Annotated in this window: 18 protein-coding genes and 2 pseudogenes; 12 read left to right on the top strand and 8 right to left on the bottom strand. The window is 59.4% G+C overall.

Translation table 11 applies throughout. The annotated features are described in order from the left end of the window. Positions 1-366: 366 nt before the first annotated feature. Positions 367-702 (top strand): annotated as a pseudogene (locus AC2FME_RS06120) (DDE-type integrase/transposase/recombinase); the annotation flags it as partial. Here AC2FME_RS06120 and AC2FME_RS06125 read toward each other — a convergent pair. Genes AC2FME_RS06125 through AC2FME_RS06150 form a run of 6 tightly spaced genes read right to left on the bottom strand, consistent with a single transcriptional unit; the run spans position 672 to position 7,847 of the window. Beyond that, the gene (locus AC2FME_RS06125) at positions 672-2,069 is read right to left on the bottom strand and encodes an FAD-dependent oxidoreductase (RefSeq protein ID WP_496683977.1); all 1,398 of its coding nucleotides are present in this window, start codon (positions 2,067-2,069) and stop codon (positions 672-674) included. The pseudogene AC2FME_RS06120 and the gene AC2FME_RS06125 overlap by 31 nt on opposite strands. Then, positions 2,050-2,916: an isocitrate lyase/PEP mutase family protein gene (locus tag AC2FME_RS06130; RefSeq protein ID WP_496683980.1), complete on the bottom strand. Its 867-nt coding sequence runs from the start codon at positions 2,914-2,916 to the stop codon at positions 2,050-2,052. The genes AC2FME_RS06125 and AC2FME_RS06130 overlap by 20 nt, the downstream gene beginning before the upstream one ends. Continuing rightward, positions 2,913-3,533 carry a cysteine hydrolase family protein gene (locus AC2FME_RS06135; RefSeq protein ID WP_496683982.1) on the bottom strand — a complete coding sequence of 207 codons (621 nt, stop codon included), beginning with the start codon at positions 3,531-3,533 and terminating at the stop codon, positions 2,913-2,915. The genes AC2FME_RS06130 and AC2FME_RS06135 overlap by 4 nt, the downstream gene beginning before the upstream one ends. After that, positions 3,530-5,593, bottom strand: a complete 2,064-nt coding sequence (locus AC2FME_RS06140; RefSeq protein ID WP_496713214.1) for a hydantoinase/oxoprolinase family protein — start codon at positions 5,591-5,593, stop codon at positions 3,530-3,532. Before AC2FME_RS06140 ends, AC2FME_RS06135 begins: the two co-directional genes overlap by 4 nt. Further along, positions 5,590-7,284, bottom strand: a complete 1,695-nt coding sequence (locus AC2FME_RS06145) for a hydantoinase B/oxoprolinase family protein (RefSeq protein ID WP_496799918.1) — start codon at positions 7,282-7,284, stop codon at positions 5,590-5,592. Before AC2FME_RS06145 ends, AC2FME_RS06140 begins: the two co-directional genes overlap by 4 nt. Further along, on the bottom strand, positions 7,281-7,847 hold the full coding sequence (locus AC2FME_RS06150) for a nuclear transport factor 2 family protein (protein ID WP_496799919.1): 567 nt from the start codon (positions 7,845-7,847) through the stop codon (positions 7,281-7,283). Before AC2FME_RS06150 ends, AC2FME_RS06145 begins: the two co-directional genes overlap by 4 nt. Before the next feature lie 129 nt (positions 7,848-7,976). On the opposite strand from AC2FME_RS06150, the gene AC2FME_RS06155 reads away from it, so the two are divergent. From AC2FME_RS06155 to AC2FME_RS06200, 10 genes and pseudogenes are all read left to right on the top strand, one after another. After that, positions 7,977-8,792 (top strand): GntR family transcriptional regulator, encoded by an 816-nt coding sequence (locus AC2FME_RS06155; protein ID WP_496799920.1) that lies wholly within the window; start codon positions 7,977-7,979, stop codon positions 8,790-8,792. Then, a complete protein-coding gene (gene leuC / locus AC2FME_RS06160) occupies positions 8,792-10,198 on the top strand; it encodes a 3-isopropylmalate dehydratase large subunit (RefSeq protein WP_496683992.1) in 1,407 nt (468 codons plus the stop codon). Before AC2FME_RS06155 ends, leuC begins: the two co-directional genes overlap by 1 nt. After that, a complete protein-coding gene (gene leuD, locus AC2FME_RS06165) occupies positions 10,198-10,809 on the top strand; it encodes a 3-isopropylmalate dehydratase small subunit (protein ID WP_496683995.1) in 612 nt (203 codons plus the stop codon). Before leuC ends, leuD begins: the two co-directional genes overlap by 1 nt. Before the next feature lie 90 nt (positions 10,810-10,899). Further along, entirely contained in the window at positions 10,900-11,907 is a 1,008-nt protein-coding gene (gene dctP / locus AC2FME_RS06170; protein ID WP_496684006.1) for a TRAP transporter substrate-binding protein DctP, read from the top strand. A gap of 56 nt (positions 11,908-11,963) precedes the next feature. Further along, positions 11,964-12,464, top strand: a complete 501-nt coding sequence (locus tag AC2FME_RS06175; protein ID WP_496713218.1) for a TRAP transporter small permease — start codon at positions 11,964-11,966, stop codon at positions 12,462-12,464. Further along, the gene (locus AC2FME_RS06180; RefSeq protein WP_496684000.1) at positions 12,464-13,771 is read left to right on the top strand and encodes a TRAP transporter large permease; all 1,308 of its coding nucleotides are present in this window, start codon (positions 12,464-12,466) and stop codon (positions 13,769-13,771) included. The genes AC2FME_RS06175 and AC2FME_RS06180 overlap by 1 nt, the downstream gene beginning before the upstream one ends. Positions 13,772-13,998: 227 nt before the next feature. Then, on the top strand, positions 13,999-14,703 hold the full coding sequence (locus AC2FME_RS06185) for an IS6 family transposase (protein WP_496799921.1): 705 nt from the start codon (positions 13,999-14,001) through the stop codon (positions 14,701-14,703). Between the two features lie 128 nt (positions 14,704-14,831). Further along, a pseudogene (locus AC2FME_RS06190) lies at positions 14,832-15,539 on the top strand (IS6 family transposase). A gap of 423 nt (positions 15,540-15,962) precedes the next feature. Beyond that, the gene (locus tag AC2FME_RS06195; protein WP_496799922.1) at positions 15,963-16,244 is read left to right on the top strand and encodes a hypothetical protein; all 282 of its coding nucleotides are present in this window, start codon (positions 15,963-15,965) and stop codon (positions 16,242-16,244) included. Positions 16,245-16,756: 512 nt separating this feature from the next. Further along, entirely contained in the window at positions 16,757-18,679 is a 1,923-nt protein-coding gene (locus AC2FME_RS06200; RefSeq protein ID WP_496799923.1) for a DUF3604 domain-containing protein, read from the top strand. 427 nt (positions 18,680-19,106) lie between these two features. On the opposite strand, the gene AC2FME_RS06205 is transcribed toward AC2FME_RS06200, so the two are convergent. Next, the gene (locus AC2FME_RS06205) at positions 19,107-20,753 is read right to left on the bottom strand and encodes an adenylate/guanylate cyclase domain-containing protein (RefSeq protein ID WP_093964034.1); all 1,647 of its coding nucleotides are present in this window, start codon (positions 20,751-20,753) and stop codon (positions 19,107-19,109) included. A gap of 142 nt (positions 20,754-20,895) precedes the next feature. Continuing rightward, complete coding sequence (locus tag AC2FME_RS06210; protein WP_176432488.1) at positions 20,896-21,945, bottom strand: GFA family protein; 1,050 nt, start codon at positions 21,943-21,945, stop codon at positions 20,896-20,898. Positions 21,946-22,307: 362 nt separating this feature from the next. Here AC2FME_RS06210 and AC2FME_RS06215 point away from each other — a divergent pair, with 362 nt between their 5' ends. Further along, positions 22,308-22,835, top strand: coding sequence for a tyrosine-type recombinase/integrase (locus tag AC2FME_RS06215; protein WP_496799924.1), 528 nt, complete (start codon positions 22,308-22,310; stop codon positions 22,833-22,835). Positions 22,836-22,983: the final 148 nt, after the last annotated feature.

Here is a 22,983-nt window from a genome sequence, read left to right on the forward strand (position 1 = left end):
GCCTTTTTGAACTCTGCCCTGGTCAGTTCAAGCCTGGCGAGCGCACGGTTTCGCTTTTGATAGAGCTGCCGCATGCGGGAACCGGGATTGCCGATCAGTGCTGTTTTTTCCGTCATGCCGGCTGGTAATCATGCCAGTGCCGCAGACTGCGCGACTTGCCACGCGCGATCTGCTGCAAGAAACCTGCGGTACGCTTGAAACAGCATCCGACGGTGCTCGTTTAGTTGATTGTGCATTGCTCTCCTCCTCCTCGGACAACCCGCATTCGAGGCTCAATTATGGCATAAAGACTACTGATCGTCCTCGAAAGGTGTTGTCAGAAGGAATTTGGTTGAGGCGGGCAGGGCGGTTTCGTAGCCTCCGGCCATGACCAGGTGTGATCCATTCAAATACTTTCATAGCAGCCCGGAAATTATCCGCTTGGCGGTCATGATGTACGTTCGTTTCCCTTTGTAGCTGCGGAATGTCGAAGATCTGCTGCACGAGCGCGGAATTGATGTAAGTCACGAGACGATCCGTTTCTGGTGGAACAGATTTGGTCCGATGTTCGCGTCAGAAATCCGGCGTCGGCGGGCGGAAAGACTGCGATCCGGGCGGCAATGGCAGTGGCATGTCGACTAGGTTTTCGTGAAGATCAACGGCGAACGTCACTACATGTGGCGCGCTGTTTATCACGAAGGCGAGGTGCTTGTCCTTTGGGTTATCGCGGGGGTTCCGGCGATGCGCCCCAGGACGGCCGCGGCCAGTAAGCCGTTTCCGGAAAGATAGCCGCTGTCCCCGCGGCCCGACACACCGCAGGCTGCCCCGCCGCCGGCGTAGAGATTTGCAATCGGCACACCCTCGCGGGTGAGAACACGCGCCATTTCGTCCACACGCAGGCCACCCTGTGTATGAAAAAGCGCCCCTGTCACTCGCACGCCGCAATAGGGCGGAGCAAGGCCGGTTGCGCCGAAGCTGCGACCGAAACCATCCGTGCCGCCCAACGGAATGCTTGCGATGGTTCTGACAAGCGCATCGGCAGGAAGCCCAAGCGCAATGGCCAACCCGCTCAGCGTGTCGGCGCTCTTGATCGCACCTTGTGCTTCGGCACGTTTAAAATCTTCGAATTGCCGCGCGACGTCGGCGATCCGGGCATCGAAGATGGCGACGGCCTCGCCGCCGGGTTGCGACAGCACGGCACGGGCGGCCTCGGAATAGCCCTGTGCCTCGTTCCAGAAGCGGTTGCCTTCGCGGTTCACTTGCACCCCACCTTCGGTGATCGTGGCCCAGGTGATGAGGATGCCATGAGGATGGGCGACATTGCCATGGCCTTGATAGGCACCAAGATGCTCGGTCGCTGCCCCGATCTTGTCACCCCAAAGCACCGCCTCGCCCCGGTTGCCGTCATGGCCGAACCACAGCCCCGCCTCGATCTCGGGCATATAGCGCGCGACCAGTTCACGGTTGCCGCCATAGCCGTTGCAGGCAAGGATCAGGCGCTTGCAGCCAATGGTTTCCACACTGCCATCGGGGCGGCGCGCGGCGATCCCGTGAACCAGACCATCCTCAAAGAACAGCGTCTCGGCGCGGCGTTCGCAGACAATGTCGATGCCCGCGCGTTCTGCGGTGCTGCGCAGCGCGTCGATCAGTTCAGCCCCGGAGCGCGTCGGCAGTCCGTGCATGCGGCGGACCGAGTGGCCGGGGTAGTCGAAATCATCGACCACAGAGAACGGCAGACCATGCACCTGTGTCAGCCAGTCGATCACTGGGGCGGCATTCTGCGCCAGAAGATCGACCAGCGCCTGGTCGTTCTCACCATGAGCCTTGGCTTGAATATCGGCGGAGAGCCGGGCGGGGCTGTCCTCGATACCCGCCTCGTGTTGCAACGCCGTGCCCGCCGCCGGAATCAGGCCCGCCGACAACGCAGTGGACCCGGAGGGAACCTCATCGGCCTCGATCACCAGAACCTCTTGTCCGACTTCTTGTGCCGATAGCGCCGCAATCAACCCGCAGGCACCTGCACCGATGATGAGCGTTTCGACCTCAAGGTCATAGCCCGCCGGGGGAGTTTCAACTGTCGGCGCCGTCATAGAGTGCACCCTTTTTGAGCATTTCCGCGGTCCCGAGCACGTCGTTCAGCCCGCCGAAATCGAACATCCGGTCGGCAAACGGCTTGTTCGAACCGTTGCTGAAAAGGCTCTGGTAATAGTCCTGCGCGGTGCGTGCCAGCGCGCGAACGATCCCGCCGGGAAAGATGACGATGGAAAAGCCGAGGTTTTCAAGGTCAGCCGCGTTGGTGATCGGGGTGGCGCCACCTTCGACCATATTGGCCAGCAGCGGCACGCGCTCCGCAAAGCGCGTCGCGACCTGTTCCAACTGGGTGCGGGTTTGCGGAGCCTCGATAAAGAGTACGTCGGCACCCGCTTCAAGATAGGCCTCGGCCCGGTCTTCGGCGGCGGCAAAACCTTCAACGGCAACCGCATCGGTGCGGGCGATGATCAGCGTTTCTTGCGAAGCGCGCGCATCGGCCATCGCGGCAATCTTGCCCACCATTTCCGTGGCCGGGATCAACGACTTGTCCGCCAGATGGCCGCAGCGTTTGGGATAGGTCTGGTCCTCCACCTGCAGGGCCGAGGCGCCGGCGCGTTCATAAAGCCGCATGGTGCGCTGGGCGTTGAGCGCGTTGCCAAAGCCCGTATCGGCGTCGATGATCACCGGCAATGATGTGCGGTCGGCGATCAGCGTCATGGTATCGGCCATCTCGGACGCGGTGGTCAGGCCAATGTCTGGCCGGCCCAGCCGGGTATAGGCCACGGCCGCGCCACTGAGATAAAGCGCCTCGAATCCTGCCGCTTCGGCGAGCGAGGCCGTCAGCCCGTCATAGACACCGGGAGCGGCCAAGATTTCCTTTTTCTGAAGACGTGCGCGTAGGCTCATGACGCAGCCTCGATCAGGCTCAGCGCCTCGGCACAGCTCATCTGATGGGTGACCGTTCCCAACGACAACCGCGTAGCATCATGCACCTCTTGCCGGAACGCGGCGCAGCCATCGGTCAGCATGACGGTTTCGATGTTGCGCAGATGCGCGTCACGCAGCGTCGAGGCGACACCGCCATTGGTGACGATGCCGCCGACGATCAAATGCTCGATCCCCACCGCGCGCATCAGGTATTCCAGCCTTGTCTGGTAAAAGGCGGAATAGGCGACCTTCTCGATCACGAAATCCGCGGGCTGGAGTATGTCCACGAGCGTGTGCCCGAAACTGCCGGGGGCGAAATCGCCTTTGCCGAGGAACGGGCGCAGCTCTTTGAGATGCGGCGCAATCAGAGGTTCGCCATCCTTGTCCGGCACCAGTGTGAACTGGGCCGAGAAATACCGCCCGCCCCTGGCCTGAATGGCCCGCGCCAGCGGGGCGATGCGGTCTGGCAGGGCGGCGATGCTGTCCGCGCCTTGCCCGGCCCGGCGATAGGCGCCCTTGGGGTGGATGAAATCGTTCTGCAAATCAATCGTCAGAAGCGCCGTGCGCGCAATGTCCCATGTTGCTGGATTGCTCATGATGCGTCCTCCCGAGGCTCGATGATGGTATTGCCAAACGGATCGACACGACCTTGCAAGTCAGGTTCGATCAGAACCGTCGTATCGGGCTGCGTCAGGATCGCAGGCCCCTTGATGACGGTTCCCACCGGAAGGGCCAGGCGGTCATAGATCGCCGTGTCATGCCAGCTGTCGGCGAAATGCACCCGACGCTGGGCAATCGGCTCGGACGCGCCATCGCCGGACGGGGCCAAGGCGCTCAGGTCGAATTTGGGGCGAATGCCTGTCACCGCGCTGCGCAGGTTCAGGATGCGCCTGACACCGTTTTGCAACAGCCGGCCGAAGGTGGCGCGATAAGCGGCGTCAAACGCCTCTTCAATCTCGGCGCGTGTTGGCGGGGTCACCTTGCCGCCCTGCGCTTTCACATTCAGCGGCACCGACACGGTATGGGTTTGCCCGACATAGGCCATGTCCAGCTCGAAACTCAGTTGGCGGGCCTCGAAACTGGTGCGCGCTGCATCCAAGAGCGCCATGCCGTGATTGGCGTGATCCTGCATGAAGTCGCCCAAGGCCGCCTCATCCAGAGTGCCGACCAGAGAATTGATCGTCTGCACGAAATCCTGCCGCATGTCCGCAATCACGCAGCCCATGGCCGATGTGACACCAGGATAGCGCGGCACGATGGCACGCGCGATGCCCACCTCGGCCAGCATCGCCCCCGCATGCAGCGCGCCGCCACCTCCGAACGGCATGAAGGCAAACCGCTTGGGGTCATAGCCGCGCTCGATACTGACAAGGCGGATAGCGCCCGCCATACGGCTGTTGGCAACCTTGAGGATCGCCTCGGCGGCCTGAACCGTGGAGAGGCCCAGCGGACCGCCCACATGCTCGTCTATCGCGCTGCCTGCCGCGTCCACATCCAGCCGTTCCAGCTTGCCGCCGATGGGGTTGTCCGGATCGATCCGGCCCAGCACCACGTTGGCGTCGGTCACGGTCGGGCGGGTATTCCCGAGGCCATAGGCCACCGGCCCCGGATTGCTGCCCGCGCTTTCCGGGCCGATGTTCAACAGCCCGCCCTTGTCCACCCAGGCGATGGAGCCGCCGCCCGCGCCGATGGTGGTGATCTCGATCATCGGATTGCGCACCACCATGCCGAAATCGATCGAGGTCTGCGGCGACAGCATCGACTGCCCCCCTGCGATCAGCGAGACATCAAAGCTGGTCCCGCCCATGTCGCCGGTGATGACATTCTCGAACCCCGCCGAGCCGGCAATATAGCCCGCCGCGATCACCCCCGCCGCGGGGCCGGACAGCGCCGTGCGCACCGGCAGACGGCAAGCGGTATCCACCGCCATGACGCCGCCATTCGACTGCACGATCATGAACTCGCCATCGAACCCGCCCGCCTTGAGGGCGTTTTCCAGCCGTCTCAGATAGCCCGACACCTCGGGCTGCAAATAGGCATTGAGCGCGGTGGTCGAGAAGCGTTCGAATTCGCGGATCTCGGGCAGGATCTCGGACGAGGCCGAGACATGCTCGTTGTGCCAGACCTCGCGCAGCGCGGCGACGGCTGCGTCTTCGTTGGCGGTGTTGGCATAGGAATTGGCAAACAGGACCGCCACGCCTTCGCAGCCCTGATCCTGCAACACCTTGGCGGCGGCGCGCACGGCGTCAAGGTCCACGGGCGTGCGGATCGTGCCGTCGGCCAGCGTGCGCTCGGGCACTTCCAGCCGGTTGCGGCGGTCCACCACCGGTTCGAAATCGCCTCGCAGGCCCCATGTGCGCGGCCTGTCGCGGCGGCGCATTTCCAACACGTCGCGCAGGCCCTCGGTGCATATTACCCCGGTTATCGCGCCCTTGCGTTCCAGCAGTGCATTGGTGCCTGCCGTCGTGCCGTGCACCACCACGGAGATCTCCGACAGGTCCTGAACCTCGCGCCTGATCCCATCGAGAAAGCCGCCCGACTGGTCAGGCCGTGTTGTCGGAACCTTGGCGACACTGGCAGTGCCTTCGGTCTCGTTCAGAACAAAGACATCCGTGAATGTGCCGCCGACATCGACACCGATCATGCGGTTGCTCATGCCGTGTACTCCCGCCATTTCGTGCCATAAGTCGCAACCGCCTGGGCCGCGCTGACCAGCCCGCGCGCCACGTCGCGGGCCACGGCAGCAGGCGGGCGTTCGGACGCCGCGCCATACCCACCGCCACCCGGTGTTTCCAGCCGCACGGCCTGCCCGGCCTTGAGCCTGATCCCCCGCATCTTCGAGGCCAGCGGCGGGCTGTGCCAGCCGTCGTCCTGCTCATACTGGAACGCGTTCAGCGCCGCGTCGCCGCCGCCCGCGATCCCCTTGGGGGCAAACCGCCCGCGTTCGCCGAACAGGAACGCCTCGGCGCCGTTTTCCTCCAGCACTTCGATCTCGTAGACCGCGCCCAGACCGCCGCGATGCGTGCCTGTGCCTGCGCTGTCGGGCCTAAGCGCCCATTTGCGGAACATCACCGGATAGGCGGCCTCCAGGATTTCCATCGGCGGAATCGTCGCGGTGGAAATCGGCGCGTTGCCATGGTTGAGCCCGTCCGTCTCGATCGAGCCGCCATGACCGCCGCCATAGAATGAGAACATCACCCAAGGCTGCCCGTTCTTGCGCTTGCCCGCGATGGAGAGCGCATTGATCGTGCCATAGGCATTGGCGACAACCCGGTCGGGCGCGGCCTGCGCAAAGGCGGAAAAGACCACGTCGATCATGCGCAGGATGGTTTCGGTATAGCCACCGGTGGGGGCCGGGAATTGCGCCGCCAAAAGGCTGCCTTCGGGCACGAACACTTCGATGGGACGCATCACGCCAGCATTGGCAGGCAGGGCCGGAAACACATGCTTGATCGCGACATAGGCGGTTGCCACGGTCGTTGGCAGGGCAATATTCACCGGGCCTGCGCATTGCGGCGATGACCCCGTGAAATCCAGCATCATCTGATCGTCTTTGATCTCCAGCGCGATCTTGATCTTCAGCGGTTCGTCGGTGATCCCGTCGTTGTCGAGATAATCCTCGGCCTCCCACCGACCATTGGGGAGATCGGTCAGTTCAGACCGCATCAGCGCCTCGGCACGATGGCCAAGAGCGTCCAGCGCGGCGGTGATCGTTTCGCTGCCATATTCATCCAGCAACTCGTCCATCCGCTTGACGCCCAGATCCAGCGCGCCAAGCTGGCCGTTCAGATCGCCCATGGCCGATTGCGGCAGGCGGGTGTTGCGCAACAGGATGTCGATGATGTCCTGGTTGATCTCACCCTTGCGAGCCAGTTTCACGGGCGGCAGGTTGAAGGCCTCTTGAAACACATCCGTCGCTGCCGGGTTGTAGTTGCCCGGCACCGCGCCGCCCACGTCATGCCAGTGACCGACCGAGGCAAGATAGCAAAACAGTTTACCATTACGAAAATAGGGCCGGACCAGACGCATGTCGCTGAGGTGCGTGCCGCCGATATGGGCATCGTTGAAGATATAGATATCGCCATCTTCAAGATCGCCGTCCCTGGCGGCCTTTTCGATCACGGCTTTCACGGCAAATGACATCACGCCCACGAAAATCGGCAGGCCGGATTTGCCCTGCACCAGCGTATCGCCCGACGCGGCGTGATAAAGCCCGTGGCTGGCATCATGCGCCTCGGCGATGATCGGGTTGAAGGCGGCGCGGAAAAGCGTCGCGTCCATTTCGTCCGCGATCTGTTCCATCCGGCCGGCAAGAACCGACAGGGTAATGGGGTCGATCTCGCTCATGACTTCGCCCTCACTTCGGCCATGTCGTTCCATACATCCTGCTTGGTGATCTTGCCGCCGGTGATTTCGAACCGGTCGACAAAGCGGATGCCGTCAAAGGTGCCGCCGTCGTGGTATTCGCCCCGCAACGTGCCGCAGCAATAGACGATGGCTGCGTCACCCGCGCTCTGCATCGCGTCAAAACCGTCATAGGCTTTGGTGACAGACCTGTAGCGCGGTTTGGACCATTCGATCAGCTCGTCAAGCTTGCGCATGGGCGCGGTGCCCGGGAAGGTCATGGCAAAGCCGTCGCCGAGAAAGGAGCGCGCCTTTTCCAAGTCGCGCGCTTCCATTGCGGCAAGGTAATCCTTGACGACTCGCGCGGGATCGGGCCGAGCCGGTGCGGGGCTGCGCGTTGCGCGACCGCGATAATAATTGTCTGGCGGCATGTCGTGGATCATCACCGTCACAAGGTCGGACGCGGCGGGCACGACGAAGCGCACCGCGTCCGTCAGGGCCTGCCCAAGGCGCTGCTTCTCTTTAGCATCATAACCTTCCAAAACATGAAGTTCGACAATTGGCATGACCTTCTCCCCGGGTAACCTGTATTATATGTAATACATATATTGTATCTTTCCAGAAAGAAATTTTGCACATCTAGAATACTAATACTTGCTTTTGAAGGGAACACATTTACCTTCTACGGCGCAGAGTTGGGGGAATCACAAGTGCAGGCCGAAACCGTTCAGATACTGCCGGAAGGGGTGAAGGCCCGACACGTCTATCTGTCGCTACGCGATAAGATTACCGGCGGCAATCTGCGCGACGGCGAAAGCCTGCCTGGCGAACAGAAGCTTGCCGAATCCTTCGGGGTCAGCCGCGTGACGGTGCGCCGCGCGCTCAATGCCTTGGCCCAGAGCGGGTTGATCGAGCGACGCGCCGGAAGCGGCACCAAGGTACGTGCGCGCCACGCCAGCGGCCAACGCGCCGCGATGGATTTCAACACGCTGATGCCGCAACTTGTCGAGATGGGCCAGCAGACCACGGCACGGCTATTGTCGTTTTCCTATGGCAGCGCGCCCGATTTCGTGGCCTCGGCGATGGGGTTGAACGGCGACAGCAAGGTCCAGATCGCCACGCGTGTGCGGCTGGCGGGGGACGTGCCTTTTTCCCACCTGACGACCTATGTTCCTGCCCGGATCGCCCAGAACTATTCCGAGAACGACCTTGCGACCACACCGCTGTTCAAGCTGCTCGAACGCAGCGGCGTGCAGATCAAGGAGGCGCATCAATCGGTTAGCGCGACCCTCGCCGGTCCCGATGTGGCCGAGGCGCTGGACGTGGCTGTGGGATCAGCCCTGTTGTCACTGCGCCGGGTCGTGCGCGACGTGGAGGGCAACGGCGTTGAATACCTCTCGGGGCTTTACCGCCCCGATATGTTTAGCCTTGAAATGCCACTGACACGCGTCGGTCAGGGCACGGCACGTCACTGGGAGCCTGCCATTGGCCTGAGCAAGGGAGAGCGCTGATGCGTTCCCCGCAAACCATGCTCGACAAGCTTTGGGCCGCGCATGAGGTGTTGCAGCGCGACGATGGCGTTTCCCTGCTTTGGGTCGATCGGCATCTGGTGCACGAAGGCTCGCACCATGCCTTTGCCAAGATCCGCGAACGCGGCCTATCGGTGGCCGAACCGTCGTTAACCTTCGCCGTGGTTGATCACTATGCGCCCACGCGGGGCCGGTCGCGCATCACCGACCCCCAGATCGCCCGCATGATCGACACGCTGCGCAGCAATGCCGCCACCCATGGGGTGCGGCTCTATGATCTGGATGATCCGCATCAGGGCATCGTGCATGTGGTGGGCCCCGAAGAGGGGCTGACCCTGCCGGGTCTACTGATCAATTGCGGCGATAGCCATACGTCGACGCATGGCGCCTTCGGCGCGCTGGCTTTTGGTGTGGGCGCGACCGAGGTGGCGCATATCCTCGCCACCCAAACGGTCTGGCAGCGCAAACCCAAATCGATGCGCATCACCGTTGGTGGCACGCTTGGTGCGGGTGTGACGGCCAAGGATATCGCGCTTGGGTGGATCGCCAAACTGGGCACCGGGGGCGCGCAAGGGCATGCCGTGGAATACGCCGGAAGCGCCATTCGTGCGCTTTCGATGGAGGGGCGGATGACCCTGTGCAACCTATCGATCGAAGGCGGCGCGCGTTTCGGCATGGTGGCGCCGGACGAGACGACGTTCGCGTATCTGGACGGGCGCCGTTTCGCACCCAAGGGGGCGGATTGGGAAGCGGCCTGTGCTGATTGGGCCTCGCTATCAAGTGACGAGGGTGCGCGCTTTGACCGCGAGGTCACGCTCGACGCCGCCGAGATCTCGCCAACCGTCACATGGGGCACCAGCCCGGAACAGGCGCTTCCGATTGGCGCCGTCATCCCCGACCCCGCCGAAGTGCCGTCTGACAAGGCCGAGGCGGCCCGCGCGGCGCTTGACTACATGGGGCTGAAGGCAGGTGACAAGCTGGAAGGCACGCCGGTCGATCAGGTGTTCATCGGCTCCTGCACCAACGGAAGGATCGAAGATCTGCGCGCCGCCGCAGCCGTGCTCCGCGGTCGCAAAGCGAGGGTTCCGGGCCTCATTTCGCCGGGCTCTGCTCAGGTCAAGGCTCAGGCCGAGGCCGAGGGCCTTGACCGCGTCTTTACAGAAGCGGGCCTTGATTGGGTCGCCTCAGGCTGTTCAATGTGCGTGGGCATGAACGGCGATCTGGTCGCCCAAGGCAAGCGTTGCGCATCCTCCACGAACCGCAATTTCAAGGGCCGTCAGGGACGTGGCGCGCGCACCCACCTTATGAGCCCGGCCATGGTCGCTGCAGCCGCCGTGACCGGCACGCTGACTGATGTGCGCCCGCTTCTAGAGGGGCGGGCCATCTGATGGCGGGGTGGCGCACATTAAAGGGCACGGCGCTTGGCCTGCCGGTCGCGAATATCGACACCGACCAGTTGATCCCGGCGCGCTTCATGTCGGTCCCGCGGGACGAGGGCTATGGCCCTTACCTTCTGCATGACATGCGCCGCGATGCCACAGGAGCGATGCGCGCGGATTTTCCGCTCAACATCCATCCCGGCGCTACCGTGCTTGTCGCAGGGCGGAATTTTGGCAGCGGATCGTCGCGCGAAGCGGCGGTCTACGCCCTCATAGATGCAGGTTTCCGCGCGGTCATTGCCCCCAGCTTTGGCGATATCTTTGCCGCAAACGCCATCAACAACGGGGTACTGCCCGCAGTCGTCGACGACGACAGCCATGCCGCACTCGAAGCCGCGCTGGCACATGGTCCGCAAGATATTGCAATCGATATCGAAAGCCGCAGCGTCGCACTCGATGCGCTCGAGGTGCGCTTTTCGCTCGATGACAGCTGGGCGATGAAACTTGTCAACGGGTGGGACGACATCGATCTCACCCGCAACCACGGTGCAGCGATCGCTGCGTTCAAGAATCTTCGCAGTCAAAACGCCGCTTGGGCATGGCCCACAGAGGTGGATTGAAAACAGCCGCACGAAGCGGCAGCCACGGCCCCGGGAGGGCCAGACAAACGGGGCCGACGCCCCAAAACAGTGGAGGACGACACGATGCAAATGAAACTCATGGCAAGCCTGCTTGCAGGGGCCACGCTGGTGGCGGGAACGCTAAAGGCCGAAGAGACCCTCTCGGCTGTGCATGCTTTCCCCGAAACGCTGATCTACACGAAAAGCTTCCTGAGCTTCGTCGACAAGGTCAACGAGGCCGGTAAGGGCGTGGTCCGGATCGACGTGCGCGGTGGCCCCGAGGCGATCGGCATGTTCCAGCAACCCGACGCGGTGCGCGACGGGGTCGTCGACATGGTCTATACCCCCGGCTCGTTCTACGGCGGCGCGCTGCCCGAGAAGGATGCCATGGTGGCGTCGAACCTGACAGCGGTCGAAACCCGCATGAATGGCGGCATCGAGCTGATCGACCAGATCCACCAAGAGAAGATGGGCCTGAAATACCTTGGCTGGTTCGACAGTGGCGTGTGCTACAATCTCTGGACGCGCGACGAGCCCAAGTTCGACGCCAATGGCAACCTTGAAGTCGAAGGCCTCAAGCTGCGCGGCAACAACGTCTACAACGCGTTCTTCACCAACTACCTGGGCGCGCAGGTGATCGACCTGCCCACCGGCGAAGTCTATTCCGCGCTGCAGCGTGGTGTCGTTGATGCTACCGGCTGGACCCAGATCGGCCTGATCGATCTCAAGTGGAACGAGTTCCTGAACTACCGGATCGAGCCGTGCTTTTTCTCGACCGACCTTGGCGTGATCGTGAACCTCGAAAAGTGGAATTCGCTGTCCGACGAGGCGCGGAAAATCCTTCAGGATGTTGCAATCCAGCACGAGAAAGACAGCGTCGAAGCGCTGCGCGCCAAGCGCGACGAAGACTTTGCCGCGCTCGAGGCGTCGGGAATGAAGGTTGTCTCGCTGGAAGGTGAGGCCAAGGCCAACTACCTCGCCGCTGCTCGTGAAAAGACATGGGAACGCATGAAGGAAGTCATGGCTGGTCAACCCGGTGGCACAGCCAACTATGACCGCCTGATCGAGCTGTTCTACGATCTCGACGCGGCCAAGTAAGCGCCTTTGCAGGCTCGCCCTCCGGGCGGGCCTGCTTGTCTTTACGGAGCCAGGCGATGATCAACACAACGTACAAGGCGCTGCTTTATGGAATGGCGGTCATTTCCGGTCTCATGCTGGTGTGGATCATGGTGTCGGTCATTGCCTCCGTTTTGATGCGGAACCTCGGGCTGCAACCTTTCGCGTGGCTCTTTACCTCGGCTGAATACGGCCTGCTTTACATGACGATGCTCGGTGCACCGTGGCTTGTCCGCGAAAAAGGCCACGTGCATATCGAATTGCTGACCGCTGCCTTGCCCGAAGGCCCGCGTCACCTGCTGAGCCGCGCCGTCGCCGCGGCCTGTGTGCTGGTTTGCGCGATCCTGACGTGGAAGGGGATCGAACTGGTGATGACCAATATCGAACGGGGCGATTTCGATACCCGTGCCTACTATTTCCCGCGCTGGCTTTTGACCATCGCGTTTCCGCTGTCGTTCGGACTGATGGCCATTGAATTCTCGCGCTTCATCTTTGGATCGGAGCTGATGCATAGCGGCGAAGCAGGGATACACGAATAATGGAATGGTTCGAGGCGCTGGCCCTGCTGCTTGGCACGATTATGTTTCTCATGGCGATCGGCATGCCGATCGCGGTGGCCTTTCTGGCCGCAAATATCGTCGGCGCGTGGGTCTTCATGGGCGGTGAACGCGGGGTGACACAACTGTTGAACAACGGACTCGGCTCGCTCACCAAATACGCGCTGATGCCCATTCCGTTGTTCCTGCTAATGGGCGAGATTTTCTTTCACACGGGCCTCGGCGGGCGCATGTTCACCGCAATCGACAAGCTGCTTGGCCGTCTGCCCGGGCGTCTTAGCTATGTCACAGTTCTGGGCGGCACAGCGTTTTCCACGCTTTCGGGTTCGTCTATGGGATCGACCGCACTTCTTGGCTCACTGATGGTGCCTGAGATGAGCCGCCGGGGCTACAAATCGCACATGAGCATCGGTCCGATCCTGGGCACAGGCGGTCTTGCGATTATCATCCCGCCCTCCGCACTCGCCGTGCTTTTGGCGACCTTGGCACAGATTGACGTGGCCGCCCTTCTGATCTCGGGCGTGATCCCCGGCTTGATCCTTTCTGGGTTTTATATCGCAACGATCTGGCTGCAAACCCAGATCGACCCGACAGCCGCCCCTGCCTATGATGTGGAACCGATGTCGTTCCTGTCCAAAATGGGCTTGCTGCTACGCGAAGTGATCCCGATGGTCGGCGTCATGGTCATCATCATCGCGCTGATGATCAAAGGCTTCGTCACCCCCTCCGAGGCCGCGGCCTTCGGCGCGCTCGGTGTCCTGATCCTAGCAGCGATCTTTCGCTGCCTGACATGGGAGGCGATGAAGAAATCGGTTATCGGCGCACTTCGGGTCACGATCATGGCCTATCTCATCGTCTTCGGCTCGGCCACGTTCAGCCAGCTTCTGGCCTTTTCAGGCGCTTCCACGGGGCTCGTGACCTGGGCAACAAGCTTCGACCTCTCGCCCTTGCCGATGCTTCTGGTAATGTTTGCCGTGCTCTTGCTGCTTGGAATGTTCATGGAGCAGATCTCGATCATGCTCCTGACCGTTCCGATCTTATTTCCCCTTGCACAAACGCTTGGGTTTGACCCGATCTGGTTCGCGCTGATCATGCTCCTGTCACTCGAGATCAGCTTTACCACTCCGCCCTTCGGGTTACTCTTGTTCGTAATGAAAGGCGTGGCTCCTGAGGGAACCACCATGCGCGAGATTTACACCTCGGCCTTTCCGTTTATCTTTTGCTCGTTGCTTCTGGTCGCTCTGCTTATTGTTTTTCCACAATTGGCGCTTTGGTTGCCGTCGCACTGAATTGGCCTGCTGGGAGGCATGAAAGATCCGGGCCGCCCACCAAACACAGGGTCGCCGGTGTTGTCAGAAGGAATTTGGTTGAGGCGGGCAGGGCGGTTTCGTAGCCTCTGGCCATGCCCAAGTGTGATCCATTCAAATACTTTCATAGCAGCCCGGAAATTATCCGCTTGGGCACTGTCAAAGCAAACTGCCTTGAGGCGGGAAGGGCGGTTTTGTAGCGTCGCACCATGACCCAACGATCGCCGTTTCGCTATTTCAAAACCAGTCCAGAAATCATCCGTCTGGCGGTGATGTTGTATGTTCGGTTCCCACTGTCGCTTCGGAATGTGGAAGATCTGCTGCACGAGCGCGGCATCGACGTGAGCCATGAAGCCGTTCGGTTTTGGTGGCGCAGGTTTGGGCCTATGTTTGCCAACGAGATCAGAAAACGACGGGTCGAGGGGATGAAGGCGAGCCAGTGGCGATGGCATCTGGACGAGATGTTCGTGAAGATCAACGGCGAAAGACACTATCTGTGGCGGACCGTGGATCACGAGGGCGAGGTGCGCGAAAGCTTTGTCACCAAGACCAGAGATAAGAAAGCGGCATTGAAATTCCTAAGAAAAGCAATGCGGAAGCATGGCCGACCTGACGTAATCGTGACCGACCGGCTCCGGTCATACGGCGCTGCCCTGAAAGATATCGGTGCCGACCATCGCCAGGAAACGGGGCGCTGGCTCAACAATCGCGCTGAGAATTCACATCTGCTGTTCCGACGACGAGAGCGGGCGATGCTTCTCTTCCGGCGGATGCGAAGTTTGCAGAAATTCGTCGCCGTCCATGCCTCGATCTATAACCTGTTCAATTCGGAGCGCACGCTTTCCTCCAGACCAAACTTCAAGTCGAACCGGGCCGCCGCACTTGCCGAGTGGCGTCAGTTCTGTTCCGCCTGAATTCCCGTGGTTATTGGAAAACTGAGACTGGTTAGAATCTGTCTGACAGCACCGCCACCCAGTCCCGTCTCGGTGTTGTCAGAAGGAATTTGGTTGAGGCGGGCAGGGCGGTTTCGTAGCCTCCGGCCATGACCAAGTGTGATCCATTCAAATACTTTCATAGCAGCCCGGAAATTATCCGCTTGGCGGTCATGATGTACGTTCGTTTCCCTTTGTAGCTGCGGAATGTCGAAGATCTGCTGCACGAGCGCGGAATTGATGTAAGTCACGAGACGATCCGTTTCTGGTGGAACAGATTTGGTCCGATGTTCGCGTCAGAAATCCGGCGTCGGCGGGCGGAAAGACTGCGATCCGGGCGGCAAGTGCAGTGGCATGTCGACGAGGTTTTCGTGAAGATCATCGGCGAACGTCACTACATGTGGCGCGCTGTTGATCACGAAGGCGAAGTTCTGGAAGCCGTGGTCACGAAACGTCGAAACAAGCGAGCCGCTCTGAAATTCCTCAGAAAATTGATGCGGCGCTACGATCGGCCGGAAGTTCTGGTGACGGACCGCCTCCCTTCGTACGGTGCGGCGTTGCGGGAGGTTGGAGCGGCCGATCTGCAGTATACAGGCCGTTGGTTGAACAATCGGGTTGAGAATTCGCACCTGCCATTCCGACGAAGAGAACGGGCCATGCAGCGCTTCCGGCGCATGCGAAGTTTGCAGAAGTTCGCCGCCGTTCATTCCTCCGTTTACAACCATTTCAACCAGGAGCGCCTCCTCTACACCCGCGAAAACTTCAAGCTGATCCGCAACGCCGCTCTCGCCGAGTGGCGTCAGCTCTGTTCCGCCTAAGTTCCCGTGGTTATTGGGAAGCTGAGACTGGTTAGAATCTGTCTGACAGCACCTCCCTGAATACGTTGTCAGGCCGCAGCAGCGTGCATGTTTTTACATTATTCTAAAGGACGAATCCGGGCGCCAGAATCACTGGTGAGAGAAAAGCTGCTTTCGTCGCCACCTCTATTATCGTCCATTTAAACGGCAGCCACTGCCAGAAATTGAACCTGGCGTGGCTGCCCCCACTACGTCAAGTTATCACCTGAACAACTTCCAGCAGTGTTCATAGCCTTGCCTGAAAAAAGGCTCGAACCTGCGGTCATACATGTCAGAGTGCCGCTCGTATGCCATGCTCATGCTCATATGTGCGTCACCGGTACCCTCGTGGCATCCGTCGTCGTAATATTCCCGTTCGTTGGAGCCCGGCGTGGGAGCGTTTTCATGCGAGGGTCGCGAGGGCTTTTTTCGCGCATCGGCAGCAGCATTCCGATATCCTACATCGTAACCCTCGCGATAACAGTTTCCGCGCTCATTCCATTTTCTGGCAACCTTCCGACCATGGTGCATCGGGTCATATTCACGCAAATGAGAACCATCGCCCCGACCATCGCGAACGCCCTTTTCATAGGCATGCTGAAAGTCGGTTCCGCAGTTTGCGGCCAGGGCGTCTCCCGCTTGCATGACCCAAAAAGCTGTGCAGGAAACCAAAAAAAAAAGCAGTGAGAGACTTCATTGCTCTTCCTCCTTATGCGACTGGTTAAAAAAACCAGGACTGGAAAAATATTATACGCATTCGGGTTTTTGTCTATGTGCAAGGCAAGCTTTGAGGATACGATCCGCGTCGACAGGGGCAGCGAGTTCATCTCTCGCGACATGGACCTCTGGGCCTACCAGCGGTATCACGCTCGGCTTCTTGCTGCAGGGCAACCGCGCCCGCCATCTCTGTTGCTCAAGCCCAGATACTGAAACCGGTCAATGGGAGAACGACAGCTTCGTCCGCACACCAGTCATCTGAAAAAAAGCCTCAGATGACTGAGACGAGCCCAAGGCAGACGTGAATAAGCTTCAAAAGAGGTCCCGGGTAAACAGCATCCGGTTTCCCTAGGAGGTGGTCCCGACGTCCGCTTTGGACGCAGGCATCAATCTGGAAGTTTCCAAGAAATTCGGTTTTGTCGATCAATTTGCGGCCGTTTCGTGATATGATTTCCGCGGAAACCGGTGTGGGGAGGTTCGCAATGAAATCATTTTTTTCAATGACAACGGCACTTGGGGTCCTGGGCGCCGCTGCATTCGCATTCGAGCCGACGCCCGACGGTTCGAGCCTCAGCAAGGCTTTTCCCGGTAAGTCCTATTCCCCCTACGCCCAACGTGGGATACCCGACCGGCCTCTCTGGGGGGATACGCATTTGCATACGTCCACTTCGTTTGATGCAGGTGCTTTCGGCAACCGTTTGGACGCGCGGGCTGCCTATCGCTTTGCCAAGGGTCAAGAAGTGCAGGCAACAACCGGCTTCATGGCGCGGCTTTCACGGCCGCTCGATTGGTTGGTGGTTGCTGACCATTCCGACAACATGGGTCTCTTCGACATGATCTATGCACAGGACCAATCCATCATGTCGGATCCTGAGGGTAGCCGCATCGCAACCATGGTGGCGAATGGCGGCGACGAAGGGGTGGCAGCCGCTCTGGAACTCATCGACGCATATTCGCGTGGTGAGGTGATTTCTCCGGTGCTTGCGGTCCAGGCAGGATCAAAACCCTTCCGCTCTGTCTGGCAGCGCCAGATTGAGGCCGCAGAAGAAGCTTACGAACCCGGTCTTTTCACTAGCTTCATCGGCTATGAATGGACCTCGTTGATCCAGGGTGGAAACATGCATCGCGTCGTCGTTTACCGCGACGGAGGCGAAAAGGCTGGCATGATGGATCCGTTCACCACCGAGGCACCCCTTGGTTCCATCAATCCGCGCGACTTGTGGAAATGGATGGCGAACTATGAAGATGTCACGCGCGGAGACGTGCTTGCCATCGCACATAACGGCAACCTGTCAAACGGCATTATGTTTCCTGAAACCGCGCAGTATGATGGCCGGCAACTGGATGCAGAGTATGCGCAGACCCGTGCAATGTGGGAACCCGTCTACGAAGTAACGCAGATCAAAGGGGATGGAGAGGCACATCCCTTCCTCAGCCCGAACGACGAGTTCGCCGATTACGAAACCTGGGACAAGGGCAACCTGAACTTGTCGGAATTGAAGACCGACGACATGCTTGCCGGTGAATACGCGCGTGAGGCGTTGAAAACCGGGTTGCTTCTGGAAACGTCGCTCGGCACCAACCCCTACAAGTTCGGGATGGTTGGATCGACTGACAGCCACACATCACTCGCCACTGCTCAGGAGGATAATTTCTTTGGTAAGCATTCCGGGGCCGAGCCCAATCCTGAACGCCCCGGGCATATAGTCGGCCAGTTCGGAGACGTGGCAATTTTGGGCTGGGAAATGGTCGCATCCGGCCTCGCCGCCGTATGGGCGAGTGAGAACACGCGCGAAGCGATCTTCGATGCGATGGAGCGCAAGGAGGTCTATGCAACGACGGGATCGCGCATCGTGGTACGTTTCTTCGGCGGCTGGAATTACACGATGGATGACCTGACCTCGCGGACCCCTGCAACGGCAGGCTATACCAAGGGCACTCCGATGGGCGGGGATCTTCCGCCGCCATCCGAAGGTTCGGAAGCGCCAACCTTCATGGTCTATGCGCTGAAGGATCCGATCGGCGGAAATTTGGATCGCATTCAGATCGTCAAGGGCTGGCTCGATGCCGACGGCGAGACACACGAACAGGTGTATGACGTGGCCTGGGCCGGTGATCGGGAGCCGGACGCAAACGGCAAATTGCCCTCCATCGGTTCCACCGTCGACGTGGAGCGTGCCACCTGGACGAACTCGATCGGGCAGGGTGAGATGGGAACGGTATGGACCGATCCTGACTTTGATCCCTCTCAATCGGCCTTCTATTACGCCCGGGTTATCGAAATCCCGACCCCGCGCTGGACGGTGTACGATGCTTTCCGAATGGGCGCGTCGCTGCCTGACGATGCACCGACGGAGACGCAAGAACGTGCCTACACGTCACCTATCTGGTACACGCCTGGCTGAGCCTAATTTCTCGGTTAAGTGGTTCTCCGGAACTAATGGCACGGTGCCTATTAATATCACCAGTCATCCCCTGAAGAAGGGTGAGCCCAAGGCGTTGGTGTCGGTCGGTTACCCGGTTCTAAGATTGCGCAACATGCGGTTCAGAATGCAGACATTTACTTCCTTCGGAAAAACGAATGCTTGCGCTTCCGTGCTGTCGACTGCCAGTCGGCAGGTTTGTCCGCATAGCGGAACTCGGGGTGTTTTTCAAAAATGACCGCTTTCGACAGAAACAGACATTCAAGCCGACGAAATCGGGGCGACGTTGTGCGATGTCTGCTTTCACCGAGACCGGACGTCCAGCAAACTAGGGTCTATGTCCGAGTTGCGGACGAAGCGGGCATTGACGAGGCGCGCCCAAAAAGATCCCTCTTGCTGTTCGCAAATATCAGGTGCCGGGCTTCAGCTTGTCCGAAATCCAGCGAAACTCGGGCGGCAGAACTGGCAGCTTGGTTGTCATCATCGGTTCCGGGGAGAGCTTGCGGGCGGCCGTCAAGCAAGCTTTGGCCATTTTTCCCATCTGCATTTCATTGAGGGCCATTGCGCGGAGTTTCAGGTGACCTGCTTCGTTCGGGCGCAGGTCAGAAGCCGCGGCAGCATCTTGGGCGGCTCCTTCGAAGTCTCCCGCGCAGAACCTTGCTACACCTCTCATGAACAGCCGGTAAGGCTGAAGCGGGTTCTGAGCGCCTCGTTCGATCAACCGGGAAAAGGCGGCATCGGCACCCTCGAAATCGGACTCTCGAAGGAGGATCTGCCCTCTGAGCTCGTAGTTCTCGAGATACGCCGGATTGATTTCTGCACTTCGCTTCAGATCAGCTCGGGCGCCTGGGACGTCGTCATCAACGGCAAGCCGGAAATACGCTCGGGTCCAGAACACGTAGTCACTCTGCGGCGACTGGATGACCGCCGTATTAAGGTCCTCGGCATAGATTTGTCGTAGGTCTGCTGGCAGGTCTTGGTAGCGTGCTCCATGCAGCATGATCTGGGCTTCTACCCGCATGCAAAGCGATACCGCATCATACGGATTCAGTGAAATCGCACGTTCCATGAGAGCGAGACCATACGTCCAGCTCTCCATCGTCACTTTGTAGTATTCGTTGGCCGCCCGTGCCCTGAGTTCCGAGACACTCAAATCCTCGAGTGGGATTTCGACCAGGCGATCCCCGTCGAATGCATTGGTTTGCAGACGCAGATCACCCTCCGCCAGTTCGAGCACTTCGTCACAGAAGGCAAAGATATCCTCTGTCGGCGCCTCGTATGTTTGCGACCAGACAGGCCGGGCATCTGCCCGTGAGGTCAAGGTCACAGTCAACCGGCCCCTTCCCCCGGCTATGCGCAACCGTCCGCGCAAGTCATAAGTCGCCTTTTCCACGTTCTTGTCGGAAGCGTCGAATATCAACACGCCCTTGCGACGCGAGACACGAACGATCAACTGGTCGCGCAAGTCGCCGGCCACAGCACCAGTTTCTGGATCGATCGGAGCGAATTCGAAGGCCTGCACTGCGATTGAAGGAACATCGTCCAGCTTCCGTTTTAGACCGGGAGCCGGGCGCCACTGATACAGCCTGACCGGTTGCGAAATGTTCTTCAGGTTGAACGTGCCTGCGTCGCTAAGAAGCTTGGCGCGGTCGCTGGACAATTGCCGAAACAGATCTTCCGACACCATCACACCTCCCGGCGGTGCTTCAGTCTGGATACGCTGCGTAATATTCACACCGGCACCGTAGAAATCATCTTCATCTTCAACGATCTCACCCAGGTGACACCCGATCCTCAGCTTCAGTTTCCGGTGATCGTAAAGGTTCGTCTGCACCTGAATTGCGCTGTCTAGAGCCGCACTGATGGACGAAAAGGCGATGATCCAGCCATCGCCCATACGTTTGAGAATCTCGCCGCCGAAATCAGAAAGGACGGGCTCTAGCTGCTTGTTCTTCAGCTCACGAACCGCCTCGATCGCAGCGTCTTGATCGGCGCTCATCATTCGCGAGTATCCGACCATATCGACAAACATCAATGTCGTGATCCGAGAACGCATCCAGTTCCTCCGCCGTCCAGCCTAGCAAGAACGATCGGATCGGCAAACTGACAATATGTGGGGACGACTTCTTCGGATAGCTGACCTTGGTTTGATCATCGTCTACTTCCGCTATACGGACAAAGCAGAAATCGCTCCATCACTAAAATACTGCAGGTGGCTTAGCCAAAGGTCCCCAAGTCTCAGGGTCTGGTAGACCGACACTTGACCACGCTTCTTGCAAAACTCTGGAGTCTGAAGATCTTGTCCGCGGCAAATCATCCAAAATATCAAACCAAGGCATTTTGCTTTCTATTCCGGAGTGGACCGAGGGAGCAAAGTTTTCTGGTTGGTCGAGGCTCGAAGTATGCAGGACCAGATAGGCCGTTTCTCGTGGCTTCACGAGCTTATAAGTTAGGCTTGCCCCGCATTTGGCACAAAAGCCACGATTTGCTATCGGCGTAGTTGCGAAGTAGCGAGGTTCCTCGGTGAGAAATCGAACAGCAGAAGCGGGAAAGGCCGCCCATGCATTAACTGCTGAGCCAGAAAATTTTCTGCAACAACTACAATGGCAATACCCTGTGCTTATGGCAGGCGCGTTTATTTCATATCGGACCAACCCACAGATGCAGCCACCAGTTATTAAGGTTTTGGCCAATTCATCTTCATCAAAATCCAGAAAACCTCCTTCTTTCCCGGGTTCTGAAATGGTCATGTAGACATGTATTGGACTATCAGTTCTCTTGAGTCTTTTGTGACCGCAATCCGCCAGCGGAAGATCTATCTTGCCAGCTATTTGCGCCATCACTTCCCCTGAAACCGCGATTCCGCCTGGTTCCGCTATTGCCTCAAGCCGTGCGGCAGTATTTACGCCGTCGCCGAGAATATCATCGCCGTGCACAACAACATCACCGAGCGAAACTCCGACGCGTAAAATGAGTGGGTCGTCACTATTCGATTGGCGTGCTTCGCGCGCGCACGCTCTTTGAATGTTGATTGCACAATTGACCGCCTCAAAGACACTCGAGAACTCAGCCAAAAACCCATCGCCAGTAGACTTAAAAACACGACCGCGGTTTGCTTCCACCTGCATGCCGATGATTTCACGTTCTAGTCGAACCAACTTAGCTAATGTTCCGCTTTCATCTCGTGATACCAATCCCGCGAAACCGACTATATCGGTGGCCAGAATGGCCGCTAATTTGCGTTCCATCTCCGTTGCTCCGAGCCAACAATCTCCAATTTGTGCCTGCTTACTGTAGCATAAAATCGGCCGCATCGAGCTACGGTAGCTGAGGTGTTAATTTCCAGTTCTGAAAGACCGTTCAGGGCTCTCTGCCGCCTTGCGGCGATGCAGCAACATGCAACGCAACCTCGAATCCGGAACCGGCCATTCACGGTCTGGGCTAGAATCACCCCGTCTACACAGTGTCGACGCCGGGAGCGAGAGGGACGGATTGAGGAAATCTCATGTCCTAAGTCCAACTTCCCGCTGTCAAACCGAAACGCCGCCCGTGGAACAAAGGGCGGCTTGCGGGCCAGAAACGCCCGCTGCTCCCAAAGCAGGTATGGGCGATGCGCGCCCGCCTCGAACTGGCGGGGAATCTCAGGGACCTCGCCCTGTTCAACCTCGCGATCGACAGCAAGTTGCGTGGCTGCGATCTCGTCCGGTTGAAGGTCGCCGAATTCGTGATTGGGGGCAGTGTCCGCGATCGTGTCTCTGTCATCCAAAGCAAGACACAACGACCAGTCCAGTTCGAGGTCTCTGAAAACACGCGTGAGTCCATCTGGAACTGGGTTTCGTCTCCCGAGATGGTCGGGTGTGTGTTTCTGTTTCCCAGCAGGATCCACGATCGACCGCATGTATCGACCCGGCAGTACGCGCGGCTTGTCCAGGACTGGGTGTCGGCGATCGGCTTGGACCCGAGCGGATACGGCACGCATTCGCTGAGGCGCGCCAAAGCCGCTCAAATCTATCGAAAGACCGGCAACCTTCGTGCGGTCCAGCTCCTGCTCGGACACACCAAAGTAGACAGCACGGTTCGATACCTTGGGGTCGAGCTCGAAGATGCGTTGGCAATCGCCGAGAAGATCGACATGTAAACGATCGGCGAACGGTATAAGATGCCGTTCGCTTTCCTAGGGTCAGGACCCATTGATTTCCGCGTAGGGGCGTGATTCACGGTTCGAAAACCGAGCGGAGAACATGTCTGATCTTTTCTGGCTGACGGATGCGCAGATGGCGCGCCTT

The organism is Ruegeria sp. BHSC026 (genome assembly GCF_059613065.1).